This is a genomic window from Rhizobium sp. P1_E1 (genome assembly GCF_056406015.1).
The window spans coordinates 116,810-133,970 of the sequence record NZ_JBFUAY010000003.1 but is presented as its reverse complement, the minus strand read 5'-3'; the positions used below and the strand labels follow the sequence as shown (position 1 = coordinate 133,970).

At 62.5% G+C, this 17,161-nt stretch carries 17 protein-coding genes and 1 other annotated feature; of the genes, 12 read left to right on the top strand and 5 right to left on the bottom strand.

The annotated features are described in order from the left end of the window. Positions 1 to 2: 2 nt before the first annotated feature. Complete coding sequence (locus AC1D1Z_RS03020) at positions 3 to 647, bottom strand: ankyrin repeat domain-containing protein (protein WP_026188431.1); 645 nt, start codon at positions 645 to 647, stop codon at positions 3 to 5. Positions 648 to 855: 208 nt separating this feature from the next. Between AC1D1Z_RS03020 and AC1D1Z_RS03015 the strand changes: the two genes are divergently transcribed. The 5 genes from AC1D1Z_RS03015 to AC1D1Z_RS02995 all read left to right on the top strand — a co-directional run bounded on the left by AC1D1Z_RS03015 (position 856) and on the right by AC1D1Z_RS02995 (position 4,712). After that, on the top strand, positions 856 to 1,644 hold the full coding sequence (locus AC1D1Z_RS03015) for a DUF899 domain-containing protein (RefSeq protein WP_130652615.1): 789 nt from the start codon (positions 856 to 858) through the stop codon (positions 1,642 to 1,644). A 130-nt stretch (positions 1,645 to 1,774) separates the two neighbouring features. Next, positions 1,775 to 2,140, top strand: a complete 366-nt coding sequence (locus AC1D1Z_RS03010; RefSeq protein WP_028733171.1) for a DUF4087 domain-containing protein — start codon at positions 1,775 to 1,777, stop codon at positions 2,138 to 2,140. A 132-nt stretch (positions 2,141 to 2,272) separates the two neighbouring features. Further along, positions 2,273 to 2,650, top strand: coding sequence for a response regulator (locus AC1D1Z_RS03005; protein WP_018074478.1), 378 nt, complete (start codon positions 2,273 to 2,275; stop codon positions 2,648 to 2,650). A gap of 79 nt (positions 2,651 to 2,729) precedes the next feature. Beyond that, on the top strand, positions 2,730 to 2,981 hold the full coding sequence (locus AC1D1Z_RS03000) for a hypothetical protein (protein ID WP_018242499.1): 252 nt from the start codon (positions 2,730 to 2,732) through the stop codon (positions 2,979 to 2,981). A 138-nt stretch (positions 2,982 to 3,119) separates the two neighbouring features. Further along, positions 3,120 to 3,175, top strand: a sequence feature (sul1 is cis-regulatory element that is thought to sense ions involved in sulfur or methionine metabolism; They are found in Alphaproteobacteria). Positions 3,176 to 3,245: 70 nt separating this feature from the next. Continuing rightward, on the top strand, positions 3,246 to 4,712 hold the full coding sequence (locus AC1D1Z_RS02995) for a SulP family inorganic anion transporter (protein ID WP_130652614.1): 1,467 nt from the start codon (positions 3,246 to 3,248) through the stop codon (positions 4,710 to 4,712). Between the two features lie 73 nt (positions 4,713 to 4,785). Here AC1D1Z_RS02995 and AC1D1Z_RS02990 read toward each other — a convergent pair whose 3' ends face one another. Next, on the bottom strand, positions 4,786 to 5,709 hold the full coding sequence (locus AC1D1Z_RS02990) for a LysR family transcriptional regulator (protein ID WP_130652613.1): 924 nt from the start codon (positions 5,707 to 5,709) through the stop codon (positions 4,786 to 4,788). A 100-nt stretch (positions 5,710 to 5,809) separates the two neighbouring features. Here AC1D1Z_RS02990 and AC1D1Z_RS02985 point away from each other — a divergent pair, with 100 nt between their 5' ends. Then, positions 5,810 to 6,691 carry an NmrA/HSCARG family protein gene (locus AC1D1Z_RS02985; RefSeq protein WP_047621046.1) on the top strand — a complete coding sequence of 294 codons (882 nt, stop codon included), beginning with the start codon at positions 5,810 to 5,812 and terminating at the stop codon, positions 6,689 to 6,691. A 289-nt stretch (positions 6,692 to 6,980) separates the two neighbouring features. Here AC1D1Z_RS02985 and AC1D1Z_RS02980 read toward each other — a convergent pair whose 3' ends face one another. After that, a complete protein-coding gene (locus AC1D1Z_RS02980; RefSeq protein WP_047621044.1) occupies positions 6,981 to 7,718 on the bottom strand; it encodes an SDR family oxidoreductase in 738 nt (245 codons plus the stop codon). Between the two features lie 93 nt (positions 7,719 to 7,811). Here AC1D1Z_RS02980 and AC1D1Z_RS02975 point away from each other — a divergent pair, with 93 nt between their 5' ends. The 3 genes from AC1D1Z_RS02975 to AC1D1Z_RS02965 all read left to right on the top strand — a co-directional run bounded on the left by AC1D1Z_RS02975 (position 7,812) and on the right by AC1D1Z_RS02965 (position 11,372). Then, positions 7,812 to 8,723, top strand: coding sequence for an AraC family transcriptional regulator (locus AC1D1Z_RS02975; RefSeq protein ID WP_130652612.1), 912 nt, complete (start codon positions 7,812 to 7,814; stop codon positions 8,721 to 8,723). Positions 8,724 to 8,803: 80 nt separating this feature from the next. Further along, the gene (locus AC1D1Z_RS02970; RefSeq protein WP_047621043.1) at positions 8,804 to 9,613 is read left to right on the top strand and encodes a class I SAM-dependent methyltransferase; all 810 of its coding nucleotides are present in this window, start codon (positions 8,804 to 8,806) and stop codon (positions 9,611 to 9,613) included. Positions 9,614 to 10,121: 508 nt separating this feature from the next. After that, the gene (locus AC1D1Z_RS02965) at positions 10,122 to 11,372 is read left to right on the top strand and encodes an MFS transporter (protein ID WP_018447212.1); all 1,251 of its coding nucleotides are present in this window, start codon (positions 10,122 to 10,124) and stop codon (positions 11,370 to 11,372) included. A 79-nt stretch (positions 11,373 to 11,451) separates the two neighbouring features. Here AC1D1Z_RS02965 and AC1D1Z_RS02960 read toward each other — a convergent pair whose 3' ends face one another. Next, positions 11,452 to 12,288 (bottom strand): RDD family protein, encoded by an 837-nt coding sequence (locus AC1D1Z_RS02960; RefSeq protein ID WP_003560332.1) that lies wholly within the window; start codon positions 12,286 to 12,288, stop codon positions 11,452 to 11,454. A gap of 363 nt (positions 12,289 to 12,651) precedes the next feature. Here AC1D1Z_RS02960 and AC1D1Z_RS02955 point away from each other — a divergent pair, with 363 nt between their 5' ends. From AC1D1Z_RS02955 to AC1D1Z_RS02945, 3 genes are all read left to right on the top strand, one after another. After that, positions 12,652 to 12,999, top strand: coding sequence for a DMT family protein (locus AC1D1Z_RS02955; RefSeq protein ID WP_003560330.1), 348 nt, complete (start codon positions 12,652 to 12,654; stop codon positions 12,997 to 12,999). A gap of 209 nt (positions 13,000 to 13,208) precedes the next feature. Next, positions 13,209 to 14,720, top strand: coding sequence for a DUF1800 domain-containing protein (locus tag AC1D1Z_RS02950; protein ID WP_130652610.1), 1,512 nt, complete (start codon positions 13,209 to 13,211; stop codon positions 14,718 to 14,720). Between the two features lie 115 nt (positions 14,721 to 14,835). Then, on the top strand, positions 14,836 to 16,020 hold the full coding sequence (locus tag AC1D1Z_RS02945) for a DUF1501 domain-containing protein (RefSeq protein ID WP_018447215.1): 1,185 nt from the start codon (positions 14,836 to 14,838) through the stop codon (positions 16,018 to 16,020). Positions 16,021 to 16,121: 101 nt separating this feature from the next. On the opposite strand, the gene AC1D1Z_RS02940 is transcribed toward AC1D1Z_RS02945, so the two are convergent. Further along, a complete protein-coding gene (locus tag AC1D1Z_RS02940) occupies positions 16,122 to 17,111 on the bottom strand; it encodes an aldo/keto reductase (protein WP_047621041.1) in 990 nt (329 codons plus the stop codon). Positions 17,112 to 17,161: the final 50 nt, after the last annotated feature.

Sequence of the window (17,161 nt, the reverse complement as noted above, 5' to 3'; positions counted from 1 at the left end):
TGCTATTGCCGTTTGGTGCATTCCTTGTAGAGCGGTTCGCCCACAAGCTCGGCTTTCTGGCAAACAGCACCGGCTTCCATGAGTAATTTGGCCGTATCCCAATGCGCCCGCCACCCGGCTTGAGTGAGAGGCGTGTACCCGTTTCTTTCCGTCGCTTCGACATCCGCATTATTGGTCAAGAGAAAAGCCACTATCTCGGTACGGCCTTCTTCGGCGGCGCCGTGCAGCGGCGACATCTGATAGAAATTCTTCCTGTCGTTGACATCAGCTCCCTCTGCGACAAGCAGTTTCACCACCTCCAGATTTCCTCCATAGGCTGCCGCATGCAGTGCCGTCAGCCCACCCTTGTTGCGAACTTCGATGTCGGCGCCGCGATCCAGCAAAAGAGCGACGACATCGGCACGGCCCGCCAATGACGCGATAATCAGCGCCGGCTCGCCCGCCTCATCGGGCTCCGACAGATCGGAGCTCTGGCTCAGCAACTGTGTGACGCGGGCGATATCGCCGTCCTTGGCCGCGTCGTGCAAAGGACCTGCCCATGAGGGCATAACGCCAATGATAAGCGCAGCAACAGTCGCGATTAAAACATTCACGGGCACGATCTCGGTTTGATCAGGGTTCGTATGCGCCGTGTTGCGTTCTAGCACGCGGCCCATTCGTAAACAAGATTACGCTAATGGACGCGCTCCCGGCCAGCACCACGCACGCGCCACGGCTATGACCGACGGCTCCAGGGAATACGGTCACACTTGTTACTCCCCCTGTTCGATTTCCGATGCGAAACTATCTCAGACCAATGCGTGATGAACCGGCTTCCAAGCCCGGGAAATCGCCCTAATGAGGAGATTGAAAGCCATGACTGTTTCAGCCGAGAATGGAAAAGGCGGACAAACCATGCATAAACCACCGGTCGTGTCGCCGCAGGCTTGGGAGGCGGCGCGCGAGCAACTGCTCGTGAAGGAAAAGGCTGAGACCCGCGCCCGCGACGCGCTGGCCGCCGAGCGCCGACGCATGCCGTGGATGGCTGTCGAGAAGGGCTATGCGTTTGAGGGACCTCAGGGCAAGGTCAGCCTGCTCGACCTGTTCGACAACAGACACCAGCTCATCCTCTACCGCGCCTTCTACGAGCCCGGCGTGTTCGGCTGGCCCGAACATGCCTGCCGCGGCTGCTCGATGGTAGCCGACCAGGTTGCCCATGTCGCCCATCTCAACGCCCGCGACACGACGCTGGTCTTCGCCTCGCGCGCGCCGCAGGCCGACATTGCACGGCTGAAGGCGCGGATGGGCTGGACGATGCCGTGGGTCACGATCACCGACAGCTTCGACAAGGACTTCGGCGTCGACGAGTGGCACGGCACCAACGTGTTCTACCGCGACGGCGAGCGCATCTTCCGCACCTATTTCATCAACAACCGCGGCGACGAGCAGATGGGTGGCACCTGGAACTACCTCGACATCACGCCGCTCGGACGCCAGGAGGTCTGGGAGGATTCGCCGAAGGGCTATCCCCAGACCCCGACCTACAAGTGGTGGAACTGGCACGACAGCTATATGCCGGACGCCGAGCCCGATAAGAAATGGGTCGAGGTGTCAGATGCAGGAGAGGCGGCGTTTCGGGCCGAGAGCGCAAACGAGAAATCGTGAGCGCGGCGGATTACGGCCGGGGAGCTCCGATCCGTCGTGCCGCGCCGCCGAATCTTCGCGTCGCCCGCCATAGAGCCGTTGCCTTGCCGCTCACGGCCCATGCATAGTGGCCGGCGACGCGGAGGGGCCGATGAGAAGATTGCATGTGCTTGTTCTGATGATGATTCTGACGCCCGCTGCGGCGCAAGCCGAGCAGCGCTGCGGCTGGCTGGACAATCCCGCCACACGAACCTGGTCGCTGAACGATGCCGATGGCGGCTGGAGCATCATGGACAATACAGGCGGTCCCACGGCTGAGGGAATGGACGAGATTCCCGACCTGACGAACGGCGAATATGTCTACACGAATGCCGGTCACGGCTATGCCTGCGCCTGCATGAATGTCGATACGGATGACGAAGGAGCGATCACCCGGATTCATTCCGTGCGGCAATTGCCGCTTTCCCGATGCCGGAGCGACCGCGCTATCGGCTGGTTCCTCCACAAGGACCAATAGCAGAACCGGTAACGCGGCGCTGACCGCCGATCGCCAAATTTTTCTTCTCAAAGTGGAAACATTCCGGGGACGGTTGCGTTGTACCCGCTACCGGTAGTGCGCCTAACAGCCAGTCTATGAGGAGGCTTATTCATGAAAGTCATGATTGTTGAAGACGAGAATTTTATCGCTCTGGAACTCGAACGCATTGCGCAAGAGGCTGGACACCAGACCATCGGCCCGGTTTCGACGGTGGAGCAGGCTCTCGCCCACGCTCAAAGAAGTGACGTCGCGCTCGTCGATCTCAGTCTCTCCGACGGGCTGAGCGGCGCTCAGCTCGCGCGCCGGTTGATCGACCGACATCGGGTTGACGTCATCTTCGTGACCGGTAGTCCCGAGAATGTCGGTCACGGTATCGAAGGCGCGCTTGATGTGATCTCCAAGCCCTTCACCGATGAGAGGATCGCCAGCGCACTCTCGCGGGCGGAGGAGCGACGCAAAAACTTCGACAGCAGCAAGGCTGCTTTGTGAACAGCAGCAAGCTGCGTTGTGATAAGAAGGAGATCGACGTCGTTCAGGCCGCTACTGCCTGCCCGAGGAGATAGTCCGGATGAAATACGCGCTCATTGGCGTTCTTTTCGCCCTCTCGGCCTGCGCCAGCGCAGGGGATCCGCAGCCGCTTCCGGGCAGCCTCACCTATGGCGGAAAGGTCCTCCATTCGCCCTATCGTCCGGGAACGGTGGTCAAGAATACCTTTCTTGGCGATTTCGGTTACCGTGTGTTCGAGACCTATGTCGTTCAGCCGGACGGGACGCTCAAGCTGACGTCGCAGAGCACCGGGCCGGACTTCCTCTGGCAGTGAGGGCTCCACAATCCAGAGGGGCGCAAGCAGCGCGCGCTTCGGGTGTCTGAGGGTGCTCGTCGACTTCTGTGCTTTTCATTTCAGCGCAATTGAATGTTGCACTGCGATAAAAATCTCGTCTATACAACAGGCATTCACCACGGACCCGGTGAGACCCCGGGTGGCTCTTCTGGCCGCCGATCCGCCAGACAACGCAAAACCTGCATGCCATTACGCGACCGCTCGGCAGAGCGGGTCCGGCCGTGCTTTGCGAGAATCCATCCTATGCTGTTTTCCTCCATCCGTCGTGATTGGTCCGCCAATCCCATGCGCGAAATGCTTGCCGGAGCGGTGGCGACCTTCGCTCTGATCCCCGAGGTGATCGCTTTCTCGTTCGTGGCCGGGGTCGATCCCGAGGTCGGGCTGTTCGCCTCTTTCGTGATCGGCATCGTCATCGCCTTTACCGGCGGACGCCCGGCGATGATTTCGGCCGCCGCCGGATCGGTGGCGCTGGTCGCGGCACCGCTGGTGCATGCCCACGGCTTGCCCTATCTCTTTGCGGCCGGGCTGGTGGCGGGGTTAATCCAGATCGCCTTCGGCCTGCTGCGGCTTGGCGTGTTGATGCGCTTCGTGTCGAAATCCGTCCGCACCGGCTTCGTCAATGCGCTGGCTATTCTGATCTTTGCCGCGCAGATGCCGCATATTGTCGGCGCCGGCTGGATGGAATATGCCGTGCTGATTGCCGGGCTTGTCATCATTTACCTGACGCCGCGGATCACCACCGCGATCCCGTCGCCGCTGATCTGCATCCTGATCCTGACCGTCGCTTCGATGGCGCTCGGACTTCCCGTTCTCACCGTCGCCGACCTCGGCAAGCTGCCGGATTCGCTGCCTGTTTTCGGCTGGCCGGCGGTGCCGCTGACGGTTGAAACGTTTCGGATCATCGCCGGACCTGCATTTGCCATCGCCATGGTCGGGTTGCTGGAATCGATGATGACGGCGAGCGTCGTCGACGATCTCACGGATACGCCAAGCTCGAAGAACCGTGAATGCACTGGTCTCGGCCTCGCCAACGCGGCCGCGAGCCTGTTCGGAGGTATCGCCGGCTGCGGCATGATCGGCCAGACGGTGAGCAACGTGAAATATGGTGGGCGCGGCCGGCTCTCGACGCTATTTGCCGGCGCGTTCCTGCTGATCCTGATGGTGCTCCTGAAGCCGTGGGTCTCCGAGGTTCCGGTCGCCGCGCTGGTGGCGATCATGGTCATGGTGTCGATCGACACGTTCGACTGGTCGTCGCTTAGATCCGTTGTGGTTCATCCCAGGATGTCGAGCGCCGTCATGGTGGCAACCGTTGTCGTCACCGTCTTCACCGCCAATCTGGCGCTCGGGGTGACGGTCGGCGTGCTGCTCAGCGGCGTGTTCTTCACCTTCAAGGTTGCCGGCCTGCTGCGCGTTGACGTGGCGCCCGACCAAGCTGCCGGGCGGTTGACCTATCGCGTGTCCGGCCAAGTGTTCTTTGCCTCCGCCGACGTCTTCGTCGAAGCCTTCGACGTTCAGGATGCGATCGGCAGGTCTGTGCTGATCGACGTGTCCGAGGCACATTTCTGGGACATCACCGCCGTTGCCGCACTCGACAAGGTCGTTCAACGGTTCAGGGTGCACGGCATCGCCGTGGAGGTCGTGGGCCTCAACCAGGCGAGCGCGACCTTGATCGGAAGCCTCGACAGCAAGGTGGTGCTGAAAGAGGTGTGACGGCGCGAGAGCGGGCGGATTTCCTAGAGCATGATGCCGAAAAGTGTGAGCGGTTTTCGGACGACATCCTGTTCTAGCGCGAGACGATCGCGAAATCATCGCCGCCGCCGATTCCCGTGGCGTTCAGCCGTCTGACGGCCAGTTCGATGAATGCCTTGACCAAAGGCGGCAGGTGTCGGCTGCTGGGATAGACGACATGCAAGCCGCCGGCCGGGGTCGTATAGCCGTCGAGAACGCGGCGCAGCCGCCCGTCCTTGATGCAGGCTTCGGCGAATCGGTGCGGCAATTGGGCGATGCCATGGCCGGCGATCGCGGCGGCCATCACCGCCTGCATCTCGTTGGCGGCGAAGCGGCCCGAAACCGCGACCGTTTCCTGACCGTGCGGCCCTTCCAGCAACCATTGCGCATGTGTGGCCTGGCCGGCGATGACGCAGTCGTGGCGGGCGAGATCTTCAGGCACACCAGGTGGGCCGCAGCGGGCGAGATAGTCCGGGTTTGCGCAGAGAAGGCGGTGCATCGAACCGAGTTTGCGGGCCACCAAGGTAGAATCTTCGAGGACGCCGGTGCGGAAGGCGAGGTCTATACCGCTTTCGACGAGGTTCAGCCTGTCGTCGGTCAGGCGCAGCTCGACGCTCGTCTTCGGGTAGCTCGAAAGAAATTCGAAGATCGCATCCTGGAGGAAGTGGCCACCGAAGCCGACCGGCGCCGATATACGGATCGTGCCAGCAGGCTCCGAACGCGCTTCGGCAAGCCGCTGGTTGGCGCCCTCGATCGTGCGCAGCGCCTGGCTGCTTTCTTCGTAGTAGAGACGCCCTGAAGCCGTCAGGTTGAGGCTGCGGGTCGTGCGCTGCAGAAGCCGGATGCCGAGTTCGCGCTCGAGTGCGGCGATACGGCGGCTGACCGTCGTCTTCGGCATGCCGAGCAAGCGCGCGGCGGCGGTGAAGCTGCCCGATTCGACGACGCGGGCGAAAATCATGATATCGTTGAGATCGAGCATTGTATCCTGGTTTGGTACGATGTTTTCCAATTATAGGCCATTATGGTTCAATACGACAGGCCTTACCTCTGCTGCATCAGTCACAACAAGGAGAAGACAGATGAGCAATACACGAAGCGTACTGGTCACAGGCGCCACCGGCCAGCAAGGCGGCGCGGTCGTGCGTGCGCTGATCGCGCGAGGCCACCGCGTCAAGGCAATCAGCCGCCGGCCGGAGAGCGATGGCGCAAAGCGGCTGGCTGCGGCAGGGGTCGAGGTCGTCGCCGGCAATCTCGATGACGGGGCATCCGTGGCGGCGGCAGCAGAGGGCGTCGACGCGATGTTCCTGATGGGCAACAGCTACGAAGCCGGAACGGACGCGGAAACCCGTCAGGGCATTGCCGCCGCCGATGCGGCAAAGGCCGCCGGCATCGGCCACCTGATCTATTCGTCCGTCGCCGATGCGCACAAGAAGACCGGCATACCGCATTTCGACAGCAAGCATCTCGTCGAGAAGCACGTTGCAGGCCTCGGCATTCCCTACACGATCAGCGCGCCCGTCGCCTTCATGGAGAACACCGTGGCGCCCTGGGCGATCGACGGGCTGCGCCAAGGCGTCTATGCCGCAGCGCTGCCGCCCGCCCGCGTGCTGCAACAGGTCACCATCGATGACATCGGCGCTTTCGTCGCGACCTTGGCCGAGAGGCGCGAGCAGGTGTTCGGCAAGCGTTTCGATATTGCCAGCGACGAATTGTCCGGCGCGCAGCAGGCGAAGATCCTGTCCGAGGTGCTCGGCCGCCCAATCACTTACCGGGAATTGCCGATCGCGGCGATACGGCAGCAGAGCGAGGATACGGCGCTGATGTTCGAATGGTTCGACCGTACCGGCTACGACGCCGATATCGCCGCCCTGCGCCGCGACTTCCCCGATGTCGGCTGGCACAGCTACGCCGACTGGGCACGCGGTTTTGACTGGAGTGTGCTCGATAAGGCGGCTGGGTGAGTTCGCTGTGACACCGGTGATCTGACCGGTGTCACCGACAGGTGATGATGGCCTTGGCCACACTCTCCGTCATCCTTGAGCTATACACTTAAGCCGCGGATCAACGCCATGGCCGCTCACGGGTGCCGCGTGGATGCTCGGGTCAAGCCCGGGCATGACGGAGAGCAAAGGCATGTCCGAACTCTACATCGCAGAATTTAGCGCTGGACTGGCAGATCGACCGTCCCACGGCGCATGGCGGTTGTCCTGCTGTTCAAGATAGACGGGAGTCGCCGCTGCCAACGATACCTCAGGCCTGAGCGGTCGGCCTAACAACGATGTCGCTGATATCGACATCGGCGGGTTGCTCGATGGCGAAGGCTATGGCGCGGCCGATGGCATCGGGTGAAATTGCCATCTCGTCCATGCGCTTTGCCATCTCGGCCTTGATCTCTGGGCTGGTCATGGAGCCGGTGAAATCGGTTCTTATAAATCCCGGCGAGATGTTGGTGACGCGCAGATGCGGGCCGGCCTCCAGCCGCAGGCCTTCAGCGATGGTGCGCATGGCGTTTTTCGTGCCGGCATAGACGGCCATGGTCGGCTTGATGATGAGGCCGGCGGTCGAGAGTGTGTTGACGAAGTGGCCGGAACCCTGCCGGCGGAACACCGGCAAGGCTGCGGCGATGCCATAGAGCAGGCCCTTGATGTTGACGTCGATCATCTCCTCCCAATCCTCGACCCGCAGTTCATCAAGAAGGGAGATCGGCCCGATGCCGGCATTGTTGATCATCACGTCGATCCTGCCATAGCTGTTGCAGGCAAGCGCCACGAGAGCTGTGAGGTCCTCGCGCTTCTTCACGTCCACGGAGAGGCTAACGGCCTCGCCGCCGTTTTCGGTGATACGTCGCGCCACGGCCTGCAGCCGGTCGGCGCGGCGGGCTCCAAGCACGAGCTTTGCGCCGCGCCCGGCCAGCAGCAGCGCCGTGGCTTCGCCGATGCCGCTGCTGGCGCCCGTGATTGCAACAACCTTGTCTTTGATATCAGGCATCTTCGTTCTCCTTTGTGCTTTTGAGGATTGCAGGTGCCGCCTGGAGAATCTATGCTGGTTGCTCCATGATTTCGTCGAGATCGTCCAGAACCCATGATCGATCCCTTGTCCGATGTCTTTTCGCTGCTCGATGTAGAGAGTGCGCGCTGCACACGTTTCGAGGTCGGAGGGCAATGGGCGTTTCGTTTTCCGGCCAAGCCCGCGCTCAAGTTCGTTGCAGTCCTGCGCGGCGCGTGCTCGATCGTTCTGCCGGGTGAGCCGCCATTTTCGCTTGTCGCGGGCGACACCTTCCTGCTTGCCAATGCGCCCGCCTATGTGATTGCCAACGATCTCGATAGGGAGCCGGAGGACGGGATTGCCTTCTTCGACTGGGAGCATTCCAACATCGCCCGGCACGGCGGTGGCGAGACCGCGCTGATCGGCGGCAGCTTCGGCATCGGAGGCGGCAACGCCCGGCTGCTGCTCGACGCGCTGCCGCCGTTCATTCATATCCCGGCGAGCGACCGCGCTGCCGCGCTCCTCGGTATTACGCTCGCAACCCTCGACGACGAACTCGAGGCCGGGCAGATGGGCTCGACGCTGATGACGCGGCGCATGGGCGACATCCTGCTCGTGCAGGCGCTGCGGGCCTATGTGGGCCGGGAGGGTGCTGCCGAAACAGGATGGATCGGCGCGCTGACAAATCCGCAGATCGGCGCGGCGATCAGCCTGATCCACAACAGCCCCGGCCATCGCTGGACGGTCGAGGCGCTGGCGACCCGGATCGGCATGTCGCGCTCCGCCTTTGCGCAACGTTTCAAGGAACTGGTCGGCGTTGCACCCCTCGACTATGTCACGCGCTGGCGCATGCATCGCGCCCGCGAAGCCCTGCGCCGGGAGGATGTCTCGGTCGCCGGCCTTGCCGCGGCACTCGGATATTCCTCCGAAAGCGCCTTCGGAAACGCGTTCAAGCGTGTGTTCGGGCGCGCACCGAAGCGCTACTGGTCGGACGCGAAGGTCGGGTGAGAAGGCTGTTCCGCTTGCGAGGGTTGCTGGGGAATCCTATTGTCCGTCGGCAGACCATCGTCCTTGAAGGGGAGACTTCAATGCCGTCGAGTTTCAATGTCGAAAGTGCCGATGGTTATGAACGGCTGATGGGGCGCTGGAGCAGGAAGCTGGCGCCGATGCTGGTCGATTTCGCCGGTCTCGCGGATGGCGATCGCGTGCTCGATGTCGGCTGCGGCACCGGCAGCCTGGCGTTCACGCTGGCGGAAACGCCGGGTCTGCAGGAGATCGTCGCCATCGACTATTCGCCGGTTTTCGTCGAGGCCGCAACGCGGCGGAACACCGATCCGCGGATCACGATCCGGCAGGCCGATGCCTGTGCACTGCCGTTCGAAGATAATCGCTTCGACAGAGCGATGTCGCTGCTCGTGCTGCATTTCGTGCCAGAGGCGGGAAAGGCGATATCCGAGATGCGCCGTGTGGTGCGCCCGGGCGGCGTGGTCGCCGCCGCCGTCTGGGACCATTATGGCGGCATGTCCGGCATGCGGATGATGTGGGATACGGTGGCGATGCTCGACGAAAACGCTCTGCCCCTGCGGCGCAAATATTGTTTCCAGCCGATGATGCGGCCGGGGGAAATGCAGGAGAGCTTCATCGCGCAGGGCCTGGCCGATGTCGAGGAGACCTCGCTGCTGATCCGGATGGAATATCTTTCCTTCGAGGATTACTGGGATCCCATCGCCGCAGGCGAGGGACCGCTCGGCAAATATGTCGCGGGGCTCGACCCGGCGAAGCGAAAAGCGGTCGATAGCGCCGTCAGGGCCGCTTACGAGGCCGGCGAGCCCGATGGGCCACGGTCGTTCGCATCGGTGGCGTGGGCGTGCCGGGGCAGGGTGCCGGGCGGCGGTTAGCGCTGGTGAACCGGCTGCGGTTGATGGGTAGCGCCGCCCCTTTTAGAGCGGGAGGCGTGCTGCTTGCTCCCTCTTCTCCCCAGCGGGGGGAAGGTGGCCCGAAGGGTCGGATGAGGGGGCGGAACGGCACTACCCTATTGATTTTTCGTCGCTTTCTCTCGGTTAATTGATTGCCCTTCGCTTGCGCTCAGTGCATTCGCGGTTACCGCTCACCCCCTCATCCGCCTGCCGGCACCTTCTCCCCACTGGGGAGAAGAGATTCGTGGCAGCCCGTTGCGCCAACGCCAGAGGGCGCTGGACGGTCGTATGCCTGCGACAAGGAGCCGCGTGGGACGCCACCCGATCACGGCATTCGTGATGGAACAGGGGCAGCATTGCTGACGTTATTGCCCGCTGTCTCGGACTGCAAACGCAGCCGTAACAGCATCACCCGCCCGTTTCGGGCACCCCTTCCGACGGCATCCGGAATTGCCCGCCTCGCCGCCGCTTTCGGACGGAGGAATATCAGATGTCCGCTTTGGAAAGCCTGCGCCGGCTGACGCCGCAGCAGCGCAATACCGTCATCGCCAGTTATCTCGGCTGGACGCTCGACGCTTTCGATTTCTTCATTCTCGTCTTTGTTCTCAAATATATCGCCGAGGAATTCCATACCGACGTTCCCGCCGTCTCGGTGGCGATCTTCCTGACGCTTGCCATGCGGGCGCTCGGCGCATTGATCTTCGGGTTGGCCGCCGACCGCTACGGGCGACGCATCACGCTGATGGCCGACGTGCTGCTCTATTCGCTGTTCGAGTTCCTGACGGGCTTTTCCACGGGGCTCACGATGTTTCTTATGCTCAGGGCGCTCTATGGCATCGCCATGGGCGGCGAATGGGGCGTCGGCGCCTCGCTTGTTATGGAGACGGTGCCGGAGGAAAGCCGCGGCATCGTTTCCGGCATCCTGCAGGCGGGCTATCCCTCGGGCTATTTGATCGCCTCGATCGTGTTCTTCCTGCTCTTCCCGGCCATCGGCTGGCGCGGCATGTTTTTTGTCGGCGCGGTGCCGGCGCTGCTGGTGCTCTACATCAGGCGCAATGTCGAGGAAAGCCCAGCCTTCCTGAAGCGGCAGGCCAAGGGGCGGCGACCATTCCTGACGGTGCTGCGCGAGAATATTCCGCTGTTCATCTGGGCAGTGCTCCTGATGACGGCGTTCAACTTCTTCAGCCACGGCACGCAGGATATCTACCCGACTTTCCTCGAAACCCAGCGCAACTATTCGAGCTATACGGTCGGCGCCATCGCCATCGTCTACAATATCGGGGCGATCTGCGGCGGGCTGTTCTTCGGCGCACTGTCGCAGCGGATCGGCCGGAAGAAGGCCATCGTCATCGCCGCGCTGATTGCCGTGCCCGTCGCGCCGCTCTGGGCCTATGCGCCCGGGCCGGTGCTGCTCGCCATCGGCGCTTTCCTGATGCAGTTCTTCGTCCAGGGCGCCTGGGGCATCGTGCCGGTGCATCTGAACGAACTGTCCCCGGACGAGGTGCGCGGCACCTTTCCCGGCTTCGCCTACCAGCTCGGTAACCTGCTCGCCTCGGGCAATGCAACGCTGCAGGCGGGGCTGGCCGCCCGCTGGGACGGCGACTATGCCTATGCGCTCTTGATCGTCGCGGCCGTGGTGGCGCTCATCGTCGCGGCCCTTGCCAGCTTCGGCTACGAGAAGAAGGATGTCCGCTTCGGCACGGAGGAGGCCGAGGAACCGCATGGCGCGATGCGAATCTAGCGCTGCCTGCGGTTACGAAGGCCGGCGGCCCTTGTCGCCGGCCTTTCCTTGCGGGCTGATATCTGATCGCAGCCGCCCGTTAGGCGCTCACCACGTCGCAGGCGCAGACTCGATCATAAAATGCCTGTCCCCGCCAGACGATGAACGGGAAGAGCCACCAGACCATGGCCGCTATTGTCCAGATGACGTACAACCCAGTCGTACCCTTGTCGGAAGGTATGTATCCGTCGTGGAACATGGCAAGCAATGCGTCGAAGTCTTGCGTCGGATAGATCGGAAACAGCGAGCTTGCGAAAATGGTAGCACTGAAAAGCAAATTCGGGCCGAATTTCAGAATTTCGCGTTTAAGGGCGGAGCCGAGGTTGAGATCTTTCCTATCRATCGATTGCACTCTCAGGAAGAAAACCGCCTTTCCGAATGTGCGACGGCCATTTGCAGAAAAGCAGGCGAAAGCCAGCACGATCAGCCCAATGTTGCCTATGCCGGATATCAAACCGGCATAGGCTGGTAAGGTTTTGGTTACCGGATTGTTGTCTGCGTCTACAGGCATGGTCAGCACTTGAGCTGGCGTCACGTAGTCCCACGGTTCGATCTGAACCGCTACCTGGAGATATCTCTGCTTTCCGAAACCAAGTTGGCGCACTTCGCAGATCTGGTTGGTGCGAAATTCGTTCGGCTTCAACGGCCAACCTGTGTCAACTCTTTTTGCAAGCTGATCGGGCACCTTCTCTGTGCACTCCATGGAGGTCCAACGGGGGAAACGGAAGTCCAGCGAGAACACCGTTGAAATGTAGTGGACTGTTATGAGGATAGCAGCTTGAAAGATGATAACGTCGACGGCAAAGGCCGCGAAGCGCCGCCAGAAGTGGCTCGACGCTAACGTGATGGGTTCCTGCGCCGCAGCTGTATTATCCATGTGCCCCTGTAGATCCGACGCTTTGAATCGTTCCGACGATAAGTACGAATATCCCGGTGTTTAATACAGTGTTTTGCACTCCATCAGGCTCGTATGCTCTGTTCCCACGCGATTTTACGCTCGGCCGCCGTCTGCTTTTCCGACTCGCGCTTTAGCCGGCCAAGCTGGCCGGTCGCAGCACGGTCATGCTGGAAGGCGAGCCGCCGCGATTCTCGGGCCATCCGGGTCGTCTCGGTGGCGTGACGATATGGCAACCGTCCTCGGGCGTTCCGGGACTTGCCGTCGCGCGGCGGCATGCTAGGTAAGGGCTGCCGGCATCTCCCTGCCGGATCGGTTTTTCCTCCACAGCCCCCGAGTTTCTCCATGTCCTTTTCTCCCGCCGCCGTCTGGCCCGTCGTCATGCTGTTTGCCTCCAACATCTTCATGACCTTTGCCTGGTACGGGCATCTGAAGCACAAGAGCAGCGCGATCTTCCTCGCCATCATCGTCAGCTGGGGCATTGCCTTCTTTGAATATTGCCTGGCGGTGCCGGCCAACCGCATCGGATCGGCGGTCTATACGACGGCTCAGTTGAAGACGATGCAGGAGGTGATCACGCTGATCGTCTTTTCCGGCTTCTCGATTTTCTGGCTCGGCGAGAACCTGACCTGGAACCATGCGATCGGCTTTGCCCTGATCGCAATTGGCGCATCCTTCATCTTCCGTGCATAAACTTTAGCCTTTTCAACAGATTACAAATCGTCCATGTCTAGATATCGCCACATTTCCTACAGATTGGCGTCGCAATCGGCTGGCAGCCTGTCACCTCAAGCATTTCCGGGCACGGAAATGCTCTGGCTTTTGTTTGACGCAATTCCGGACACAAAACGCGACGCACTTTTGTTGGAATTGCTTAAGCGGTGATCATGAGGTGAACGGCCATGAGCCTGTCTTTCCCAACCATGGCGGCGATCCGGTTCGGTTATGGCTTCCGGCCGGGCGAGGCGCCGCCCAGCAGCAAGGACGAGCTCATCGGCCAGCTGCGCAAGGGGGAGGCGGCGATGCCGGACTTTCCCCTCGGCGGCCCAGACATGCGCCACCAGGCGATTCTCAGCCTGCAGCAGCAGCTCAAGCAGATCCGGCAGGACGCCAAGACGGTGACCGACGATACGACGCAGCGCGAGATCCGCAAAGGGGTGCAGCATCAGGCGCAGCAGCAGTTTCAACATGATGCGAACCTGCGGCTGATGCAGGCGGTGTTGTCGCCGTACGGCTTCTACGAGCGGCTGGCGACCTTCTGGACCGATCATTTCTCCACCAGCGCCAACAAGAGCCTGCCGATGCGCCTCATCGTGCCGCTCTACGAGGCCGAGGCGGTCCGGCCGTTCATATCAGGCAAGTTCGGCGATCTGCTGCGCAATGCCACCGCCCATCCGGCCATGCTGATCTATCTCGACCAGGCGGATTCACTCGGGCCGGATTCGGCCGGCGGCATGAAACGCAACAAGGGGCTGAACGAAAATCTCGGCCGCGAACTGCTGGAGCTGCACACGCTCGGCGCCGGCAGCGGCTATAGCCAGGCGGACGTCACGGCGGCTGCCATGGTACTGACGGGGCTCACCATCGACCACAAGGAGATGGACATTGCCTTCCGGCCAAATATATCAGAACCCGGCTCGCATGAGGTGCTCGGCGTCAGCTATGGCGGGCGCAGGCGCTCGCGCGACGATTATCTCGACATGCTCGACGATCTCGCGCTCCATCCGAAGACGGCGGCGCATATCAGCCGCAAGCTCGCGGTGCATTTCATCTCCGACCAGCCCGACGAGGGGATGGTGTCCGACATGGCCGAAGCCTGGAAGAAAACGGATGGCGACCTCACCGCCGTCTACACTGCGATGCTCGACCATCCCGCCGCCTGGCGCGACGAGGGCGCCAAGGCGCGCCAGCCTTTCGACTACGTCGTCGCCGGCCTGAGGGCGTTGAATGCGGGACCGGTCAACGGCGTTGTCGGCAGTTTCCTGGCCGCCAACCAGCAGGGTACCGACGAGGGCGACATGGCAGCGAACACGCCTGGCATGGCAGGAGCGCCGGTGCCGACGGATCCCGCCGGCGAGGCGAGGGAGAAGCGCCTCAAAGCCTTCCAGACGGCGCGGGCGCTGGGGCAGGGGGCACTCAAGCGCATGGGGCAGCCGACCTGGCTGCCGCCGAGCCCGGCCGGTTTCGAGGAAGGCTTCTCCGCCTGGATCACCGGCAGCCAGCTCGCCGAGCGGCTGGCCTGGGCAAGGCGGGCCGCGGCCCAGTTCGGTCGCGACCAGGATCCGCGTGAATTCCTGAAGTCGACGCTTGCCGATGCCGCCCGCGACGAGACGATCCGCGTGGTATCGCAGGCGCCGAACAAGATCAGCGGGCTGACGCTGGTGCTGGCATCGCCCGAATTCAATCGCCGCTAAGCAGACCTTCGTTGGCAAGCCAACGCTTCGTCTGCTTAGCTTTTTGGTTTTGTCGCAGGTTCTGGCCGGAAAACCGTTGGACACTTTTCCGGAACCTGCTTAGGAGGCCCCGCCCATGACGCTGCCCACGAACCGGATTTCGYTGTCCCGCCGCGGCTTTCTGACCTCTGCCTGCTGTCTTGCCGCCGCCCCCATCTTCACGCCGGTCACTTTCGCGGCGATGCCGGGTGACAACCGTTTCGTCACCATCGTGCTGCGCGGCGCGATGGACGGGCTGGATCTTGTGCAGCCCTAYGGCGATGCCGGCTTTGCGGCGCTCAGGCCGACACTGGCGCTGACGCCCGATACCGGGCTTCTCGATCTCGATGGCCATTTTGGCCTCAATCCAGCGGCCGCCGAGCTGATGCCCCTGTGGAAGATCCGGGAGCTCGCCTTCGTGCATGCGGTGTCGACGCCCTACCGCGACCAGCGCAGCCATTTCGACGGGCAGGACATGCTGGAATCCGGTGGCGAGCATGTCGCCGAGGAAAAGACCGGCTGGCTGAACCGGGCGCTCGCCGTCATTCCGCGCTCGGATGCGCGCAAGGCGATCGACATCAACACTTCGACGGAGCTGATCCTCTCCGGACCCAACAATGTCGATGTCTGGGCGTCGGATTCCAATCTGGCGCCGGCGCGCGACGAAATGCAGTTCCTGGCGCGGCTCTATGCCGGCGATCCGCCGTTCGCCGAAGCGCTTGCCGAGGCGACGCGGGCCGACAGCGCCTCGATGATGGTCGAGCCGGAGGGGCAGCGCGGCGCCAAGATCGCCGATGTGGCGGCGCTCGCCGGCAACATGCTGAAGGGCGATTACCGCATCGCCAGCTTCTCGATCAGCGGCTGGGACACGCATATCGGCCAGGCCGGCCAGTTCAAGCGGCCGGTGCAGGACCTTTCGCAGGCGATCAATACGTTGAAGACCACGCTCGGGCCTGAGATCTGGGCAAAGACGCTGGTGCTTGCCATGACGGAGTTCGGCCGCACCGTGCGCCAGAACGGCTCAGGCGGCACCGACCACGGCACCGGCGGCTGCGCGCTGCTTGCYGGCGGCGCCATCAACGGCGGCCGCATCCTCGGCCGTTGGCCGGGCATCGGCGACGGCCAGTTGCTCGACGACCGCGACCTGATGCCGACCGCCGACGTGCGCGAGCTCGCCGCGGCGATGCTCTACCGGCAGTTCGATGTGTCTGCCGATGATTTGACGGGGAAGATCTTCCCGGGACTGGGGTTCGACAAGGGATCGCAGTTTCTGCGGGGGTGAGGCCCGATCTCGCAAAGCGTGAGCGATCGATCCAGTGAATCGATCGCAGGGCCGAACGCCCTGAGCCCAAGCGAAAGGGCGGGCGGCATCGGCGACAAGCCTTATCGGCCGGTCATCTTCAGTGCTGCCTCGGGAAGCCGCTCGCCTTGGACCTCGATGCCGGAGAGGGCTGCGTCGATCTCGGCGAGGTCGTCGGCGAGCAGGTCGACGTCTACCGCCCCGAGATTCTCTTCCAGCCGATGCTGCTTCGTTGTTCCCGGGATCGGAACAATCCATGGCTTTTGGGCCAGCAGCCAGGAGAGGGCGATCTGTGCGGGTGTTGCGCCCTTGCGATCGCCGATCCGCCTGATCAGGTCGACGAGCGCAAGATTGGCCTTGCGCGCCTCAGGTGAAAAGCGTGGCACGATGTTGCGGAAATCGCTCGCATCGAACTTGGTGTTCTCGTCGATCTTGCCGGTCAGGAAGCCTGCGCCGAGCGGGCTGAAGGGCACGAAACCGATGCCGAGTTCCTGAAGGGCGGGCAGCAGTTCCGCTTCGGGGCCGCGCCAGAAGAGCGAATATTCGCTCTGGACGCCAGTCACTTTCTGAACGGCATGGGCGCGGCGGACTGTCTGAACGCCGGCTTCGGAAAGGCCGAAATGTTTGACCTTRCCGGCCGCGATCAGGTCCTTGACGGCGCCCGCCACGTCTTCGATCGGCACGTCGGGATCGACGCGGTGCTGGTAGAACAGGTCGATGCGATCCGTCTTCAGTCGGCGCAGCGAGGCATCGGCAACCGCCTTGACATGATCGGGGCGGCTGTTCGTGCCGCCGCGGCGTTCACCGGTTTGCTGATCGATATCGAAGCCAAATTTGGTGGCGATGACCACCTGGTCGCGGATCGGTGCGAGGGCCTTGCCGACAAGCTCTTCATTGGCAAAAGGGCCATAGGCTTCGGCCGTGTCGAAGAAGGTCACGCCCTGCTCATGGGCGGTGCGCATCAATCTGATCATGTCGCCTTCGTCGGCGGGCGGGCCGTAGGCGACGCTCATGCTCATGCAGCCGAGGCCGAGTGCCGAGACTTGGAGATCGCCGATATTGCGTATTTTCATGGTCGTATCCGCGCTTGTTTTGCGAGGCGAAGGCGAAGAAGCGTCATCGG